The sequence below is a fragment of the Flavobacterium sp. genome, from assembly GCF_031381455.1.
In the GTDB taxonomy this organism is placed as follows: Bacteria; Bacteroidota; Bacteroidia; order Flavobacteriales; family Flavobacteriaceae; genus Flavobacterium.
The window spans coordinates 1-6,643 of record NZ_JANMXZ010000042.1 but is presented as its reverse complement, the minus strand read 5'-3'; the positions used below and the strand labels follow the sequence as shown (position 1 = coordinate 6,643).

At 32.0% G+C, this 6,643-nt stretch carries 7 protein-coding genes; 4 read left to right on the top strand and 3 right to left on the bottom strand.

What is annotated here, in order from left to right:
* From RMN97_RS10590 to istB, 4 genes are all read left to right on the top strand, one after another.
* Positions 1-314: hypothetical protein (locus RMN97_RS10590; RefSeq protein ID WP_309614490.1), on the top strand; the 314-nt coding region annotated here is incomplete at its 5' end.
* A gap of 65 nt (positions 315-379) precedes the next feature.
* Positions 380-1,009 (top strand): hypothetical protein, encoded by a 630-nt coding sequence (locus RMN97_RS10585; protein WP_309614489.1) that lies wholly within the window; start codon positions 380-382, stop codon positions 1,007-1,009.
* A 159-nt stretch (positions 1,010-1,168) separates the two neighbouring features.
* On the top strand, positions 1,169-2,716 hold the full coding sequence (gene istA / locus RMN97_RS10580; RefSeq protein ID WP_309614488.1) for an IS21 family transposase: 1,548 nt from the start codon (positions 1,169-1,171) through the stop codon (positions 2,714-2,716).
* Positions 2,717-2,732: 16 nt separating this feature from the next.
* Positions 2,733-3,470, top strand: coding sequence for an IS21-like element helper ATPase IstB (gene istB, locus RMN97_RS10575; protein WP_309614487.1), 738 nt, complete (start codon positions 2,733-2,735; stop codon positions 3,468-3,470).
* Positions 3,471-3,579: 109 nt separating this feature from the next.
* Here istB and RMN97_RS10570 read toward each other — a convergent pair whose 3' ends face one another.
* The 3 genes from RMN97_RS10570 to RMN97_RS10560 form a co-directional block, all read right to left on the bottom strand.
* Positions 3,580-4,659 carry an ATP-binding protein gene (locus tag RMN97_RS10570; protein WP_309614486.1) on the bottom strand — a complete coding sequence of 360 codons (1,080 nt, stop codon included), beginning with the start codon at positions 4,657-4,659 and terminating at the stop codon, positions 3,580-3,582.
* Positions 4,649-5,872, bottom strand: coding sequence for an SIR2 family protein (locus RMN97_RS10565; protein ID WP_309614485.1), 1,224 nt, complete (start codon positions 5,870-5,872; stop codon positions 4,649-4,651). Before RMN97_RS10565 ends, RMN97_RS10570 begins: the two co-directional genes overlap by 11 nt.
* A 36-nt stretch (positions 5,873-5,908) precedes the next feature.
* A partial coding sequence (locus RMN97_RS10560) for a potassium channel family protein (protein WP_309614484.1) occupies positions 5,909-6,643 on the bottom strand: 735 nt, incomplete at its 5' end.

Genomic DNA, 6,643 nt, shown 5'->3' with positions numbered 1-6,643 from the left:
ATAGCACTTCGCTCCGCAAATGTCTCCCGACTTTGCGGAGTTTTTTATCTTTATTAAAATTTGTATTGTTAGGCTCAAAGTTGGGAGACTTTGCGCAACTGGGATATGCCATTTATTACAATCGAGTTTCTGATGTTGGAGAAGTAAAACACTTTGATTTATTTTTCAGGATGAATGGTGATTCTTGGGGTGATGATGCAGAAATTGAAGAGATGTATAGTGTAAATGATAATGAAAAAGTTTGTTTTGGAATTCATTGTTTGAATTTAGAAAAGAGACAGATAAACATAAAACCTTCTCCACTTATGAAATAGTAATTTATTACTAAAATATGTATATTTGAATCGTTATCAATATGATAATATTTACAAAATAAAATATGGCGGAGGAAGAAAATGATTCTAAACAGCCAAAAAATAATACCACAAAACATCTTTTAGATGGGGCTGAAAAATGGGATTCGAAATTAATACATTTATCGAAGCCGATTATTGCTCCCTCTATAATGAATACCATAATTGGTATGCAAAAAACCTTAGAGCCATTGAATAAAATTGCGGCTTTAAGTGAAGCGGCTAATAAAATGGGAACTATACTAAGCAATCAAACAGATTTGGCTAAATCTATGCAAATTAATGAAACGGCTAGTAAGATGGGAACTATACTAGGTGGTGCAACAGAGTTGGCTAAAACTGTGAAATCTTTTCAAAATTTGAGTCAAAAAGCTACTTGGAACATTGCTTTTCCACAAGAAAATTTAAACTATTTATCAGCTATTAAGTCAATTTCTAGTAATTTATTTTTTCCATTACCCAAGTCGCCTGTTTATTACGCTACTCCTGAATGGTCAAAATCGGCTCAACTATACACGTACGCAAGTAAATCCGTACTTGATATTACTCCTCAAAATATAGGCAGTAAAATAAATTTAGAGAAAAGAAGTAGAATTCATTTAAATGCTTCATTTTCTTCATTATCTAATAGTTATTGGAAAAAACGGTCAAATTGACCACCTAATTCCAGTGTAAATTGACCACCAGTTTCGGAGTAAACTGACCACCACTTTCCAATTCAAAATGACCACCTAATATCGGTGGAAATTGACCACTAAAAACTACTGCCTTTTTCATGTTGTTAGAACCATACATTCGTTAAAAAAATACGGATTATGGCAAACAAAATAACAGACATGAGTAAAATTAGAAAAGTAATTAAATTCCATTGTAGTGGAAAGAGTAAGTTGTTTATTAGCAACTATTTATCGCTTTCAAGAAATACAGTAAAGAAGTATATTTCTTTATTTGAGGTTCTTGCATTGCCTTTTGATGTGATTAATCAAAAAACAGATGCCGAACTAGAAACCTTGTTTTCACAGAATACTGTTGAGAGCATTAGCCCCAAATTGCAAACGCTCTATAATTTTTTTCCTCAAATGGAGAGGGAGTTAAAAAAAGTTGGCGTTACTGTACGTCACATGTGGGAGAAGTATATTGCAGCCAACCCAGATGGATTAAGGAGTTCACAATTTAGCCATTATTACAAAATATGGAGTAAACGAGTCAATCCAGTGATGCATATGAATCACAAAGCTGGTGATAAAATGTATGTGGATTATGCTGGAAAAACGCTTTGTATTATTGACAAAGAAACGGGTGAAATTAAAGAAGTACAGTTTTTTGTAGCCATATTAGGTGCCAGTCAATACACTTATGCAGAAGCTTCTATGAGCCAAAAAAAGGAAGATTTTGTTACATCAGTAGAAAATGCCATGCGTTTCTTTGAAGGTACTCCAGCGGCAATTGTTCCGGATAATCTAAAGTCAGCGGTAATACAAAGCAGTCGTTTTGAACCTACTATCAACGAAACCTTGGCTGATTTAGCAGAACATTACCAAACCACCATACTACCAGCTAGAGCATATAAACCAAGAGATAAGTCACTCGTTGAAGGTGCTGTAAAGATATTATACAGAAGGATTTATGTGAATCTAAAAGATACCAAATTCTTTAATCTAGAGGAATTAAATCAACAAATATGGGATTTACTTGACTCCCATAACAATAGAAAACTCACAGGTAGACCCTACTCTCGTTTGGAATTATTTTTAGAAGATGAACAAGAAAAACTTCGTCCGTTGCCTCAAGAACGCTTTGAAATTAAATACCAATCCTTTGCCACAGTGATGCAAAATGGACATGTTCAATTAAGTCAGGACAAAAACTACTACAGTGTTCCGTATCAATATCTAAAGAAAAAAGCCAAACTATTGTATACCAAAACAACTGTTGAAATATATCATAAATACAATAGAATAGCTATTCATACAAGGAATTATAAACCTTATGTCTATAACACAAATCCAGATCATCTAGCAAGCACTCATCAATTTGTAGCCCAATGGAGTGCCTCTCGGTTTATTGATTGGGCAAGCAACATCGATGCTTGCGTGGGAGAATATATTGTACAAATAATTGAGAGCAGAAACCACCCTGAACAAGCCTATAAAAGTTGTTTAGGAATATTAACCTTTGAAAAAAAAGTAGGCAAGCAGCGATTAATAAATGCTTGCAAAAGAGCACTCGATTTTAGAATTTACAGCTTCAAAACCATACAAAACATTTTAGAAAACAATTTGGACAGTATTGATTTTGAACAAGAACAAGAGCAAGAACTCCCAAGTCACAATAACATAAGAGGAAAACACTATTTTAACTAATCTAAATTTCAAAAACATGAATGAATCCACAGTAACAAAAATGAAACAAATGAAGCTTTATGGTATGCATAATGCTTTTAAAACTGCTATTGAAAGCGGAAAAACAGACCATTACACACTCGATCAGTTTGTATCGATGATTATTGATTCGGAATGGGACCAGAGGCATAACAGGCGTATAGAACGCAGTATCAAAAACGCACGATTCCATTACAAATCAAACATTGAAAGTTTAAATTTTGATGCATCCCGTAATCTGGAACGAAACCAAGTTCTGCGTCTTGCAGAATGTGAATTTGTAGAAAAAAACGAAAACATTTTAATTACCGGAAGCACTGGTGTAGGCAAAAGTTATTTGGGTACCGCGCTTGGTTATCAGGCTTGTATACAAGGATTTAAAGTAAGCTATTTTAACACTTCAAAACTGTTTGCTAAATTAAAAATGGCAAAAGCTGATGGTTCTTATTTGAGAGAACTTGCTAAAATAGAAAGGCAAGATGTTATTATACTCGATGATTTTGGACTCCAAGCACTCGATAGTCATAACAGAATTACACTCTTAGAAATCATTGAAGACCGTCATAATAAAGGGTCAATTATCGTTACTTCACAAATCCCAGTGCAAGGATGGTACGATATAATTGGAGAGAAAACCATAGCTGATGCAATTTTGGACAGGCTGATACATCAATCGCACAGAATCGAATTAATAGGAGAGTCTATGAGAAAGAAAAGAACAATAAAAAACGGATAATATTTTAACTATATTTGAATACTAATTAACAAATGAAAAACAGAAGTTTTAAATGAAAAATGGAGGTGGTCAGTTTGTTCCGATATTAGGTGGTCATTTTGAATTGGAATCAAGTGGTCACTTTAAATTGGAATTGGGTGGTCAATATGACTGGAATTTGCATATTAGTATTAATTTTTTTAAAAATAGGTGGCGTTGCAGTAATGGGATTTCCAATTATTTCAATTCCTTCCGCATCAATTTCATATGCAAGCGGATTGTCGTCTTTATCTGGATAAAACTTTCCTAAAGTTTGAGTATATAAATCATACCAAAGGTGATTAAGACTAAAGGGAATTGGCGAATCAACATTTAAGGAATCTATTTCTATCCCTGCTTTTGGGTAATTTGTTATGCTTTTTAATTTTTCTTGAAGAATCCTTTCTAAAATAACATTTTGATCTTTCTCATTATTAAATTTTCCAAAACTTATATCTATTAATTCTTCAAAATTTAATGCCCAAAAAGGGATGAATAATTCTTTTTCAGTACTCCCTTCACTTTTATCAGCATTTACTTTAAAAATGTGTGCTCTATCATTTAAGGCTTTCCCATATTCACCATGAATATCAAAAACTAAAATTCTTGATGAAGGATATTTATCAGAATCAGATAATGCATTTAATAAGCTTGCTACAGTAGTTGATTTTCCAGATCCAGTTGTTCCAACAACAGCGGAATGTCTAGTAATTAATTTATTCACATCTATTAATGCAGGAATTGATTCAGCCCCAGCAATATGACCGACATTTACAAAGTATGGTTTATCTGGCTGTCCATAAATTTGTTTTAAATCTTGCTCTGAAACAAGATGTACTTCATCATTAATAGTTGGGTATTGTGAAATTCCTCTTTGAAACTCTCCAGTTTTTTGCCCCTCTCCAACTAATTGAATCGTCATCCATCGATTACCATATGGCTGTATTGTGACTTGATTTTCAGGTACAGCACTAGCTCCAATTTGAGTAATAATTCCAAATAAATAATTATAGCCAATCGGAATTTTTACAAAACTACCAATCTGTCCAATTTTATATCCTTCACCATCGACATAGGTTAATCCAGACAATGAATCATTAACCATTGTTACCCTGATTGTAGTCCCACTAACATCTTGAACAGTTCCTAAATAAGTGGAATTATTTTTCATCTGGTTTCGTTTGATTATATTCAATCAGTGCTTGGAGAAAATCACCCAATTTAGAAAAATCACCTAGCTTTACATAATCTTCCTGTAATTCTCCTTTTGTTATCTTTATGACACTTTCTGCTAAATTATCTTCCTGATCAAAAGTATCCACAAAAGTTTTCCATTTACTTCTTGTTGTGCCAATTATTGCTTCGTCAAAACCCCAAAGAGCTAGATTACTTCTGTCAATTGCAATAGGTATCGCAAGGGGATATCTTTCAACTATTTTTTCTTCTACTTCATGTGTTAAAGTATCAAACATTAATGCAATAACCATTGTATTTGGATTTGATTTTATTGCACTAACAATTGTATCATTTAAATGCTGGTCATTAAATGAGTAGCCAGAAATTATAAGTAATGAGTTTGGCTGGCGTAAAAACCGATTTAACTGATCAATTAAGGCTAAATAAGGCATTTTTCTACTTTCCTCATACTTTAAATGAGATGGAAAAATTAAATGAGAAGCACCAATTTCATGTGTTTTACTTGAACGAAAAACTTGTTTGTTTTCTTTTTGAAACCAATTTATTGAACCATGAATTTTCCATAATCTTGTCCAATGTTTAGGTATTAAATTATCTTCTACAGCTCTCAAATCAAAAAAAGATTGCCTTGACCCGACAAATCCATCAAAATAAGGTATACCTAAATCCTCAAAAGCTTGTTCTATTAATAGGTCATAATTTGTAGTAAATACTTCGACTGGTTTCTCTCTATCATTTGAAATCCATTTCGCTAATTTATGATATGGAGATTGATTATCTGGAAGTTCAACATCAAGTTTGTTTACAATTTTACTGCAAATATCTTTTTCTAAATCAATTAAGTCCTTTTCTGAAAAACCACGCACAGAATTTCCTATCGAAACTTCTTTCAGACCTCTAATGAAACTCAATATATCTTCTACGTTCTCAATGCTTAACTTTGATAATTTTACTTCATCAAGGAGTTTGTCAAAACTATTCTTTTCACCAGTTTTTGAGCATAATTCATCTCTTAAATACTTTGTTAACCCTGCAACATCTGCAATTAGTGGATTTAAGTCTTCTGTTGGCATTTTAACCGAAAGAGGACAACCAGCAGAAATAAAAAAACCAAGAGGCTTCTTATCCTGTGAAAGAGATTGTCGCAAGAATTTGATATGCTTTATTGGGTCATGATAATTTGCCATTTGTAAATTTATAAATTGTTGACGATTATTATTAATTCAATTTGCTGTTTTATTAGTTGTACGTGATAAATAAAAATTTAAAAAAAGCACTCCAAAAATCAACATAGTTATACTTTGAAAGATTACAATCCCCCTTCCGCTATGTGTTGGAGTTATATCGCCATAACCAATGGTTAATGAACTTATAAAACTAAAATAAACAGCATCATAAGCTTTTGTTATAATTTCAAAAGTGTAGTGATTTAAACTTTGTTGAATGGCTTTTTTTATTAAATAAAGATTGGCGAAATCAAGATTTAATGTTATGTAATCAATTACTATTAATATCAAATTCCTTTTATTCGAATAAGGTTCTGCAAAGACATCTTCACTAAAGGCTAAATTTCCTGTATAAAAAAGTGTTTCAAATATCATCCAATAACACCAAAATTTTATTAAGTGAATGCCAATAAAAGATGCTTCGGAATTGTATAATCCAAAAGTCAGAATAATTATAGATATTATGAATTTTAAAATTACATGTAATTCAACACCTAAATGCTTGTGCAGTTTCCCATATTTCCCAAAAATTGCTCTTATGTATATTCCCAAAAAGAAAAATTGAGAAATTATTAAAATTAGTTTAAGTATTCGTTCAACACCAATAGAATCAGATTTACCTTTATTTTGATTATACCATATATCTTTTGCATTTTGCCATTGATGACATATTACCTTATGAGGTAGCTTTTCTTCTTTTAAATCGGCAATTAATAGTTTTCTAAAAAATTC

Coding starts and splice junctions, on each gene's coding strand:
- istB (WP_309614487.1), top strand. CDS start 2,733: ATGAATGAATCCACAGTAACAAAAATGAAACAAATGAAGCTTTATGGT.
- RMN97_RS10585 (WP_309614489.1), top strand. CDS start 380: ATGGCGGAGGAAGAAAATGATTCTAAACAGCCAAAAAATAATACCACA.
- RMN97_RS10570 (WP_309614486.1), bottom strand. CDS start 4,659: ATGAAAAATAATTCCACTTATTTAGGAACTGTTCAAGATGTTAGTGGG.
- RMN97_RS10565 (WP_309614485.1), bottom strand. CDS start 5,872: ATGGCAAATTATCATGACCCAATAAAGCATATCAAATTCTTGCGACAA.
- istA (WP_309614488.1), top strand. CDS start 1,169: ATGGCAAACAAAATAACAGACATGAGTAAAATTAGAAAAGTAATTAAA.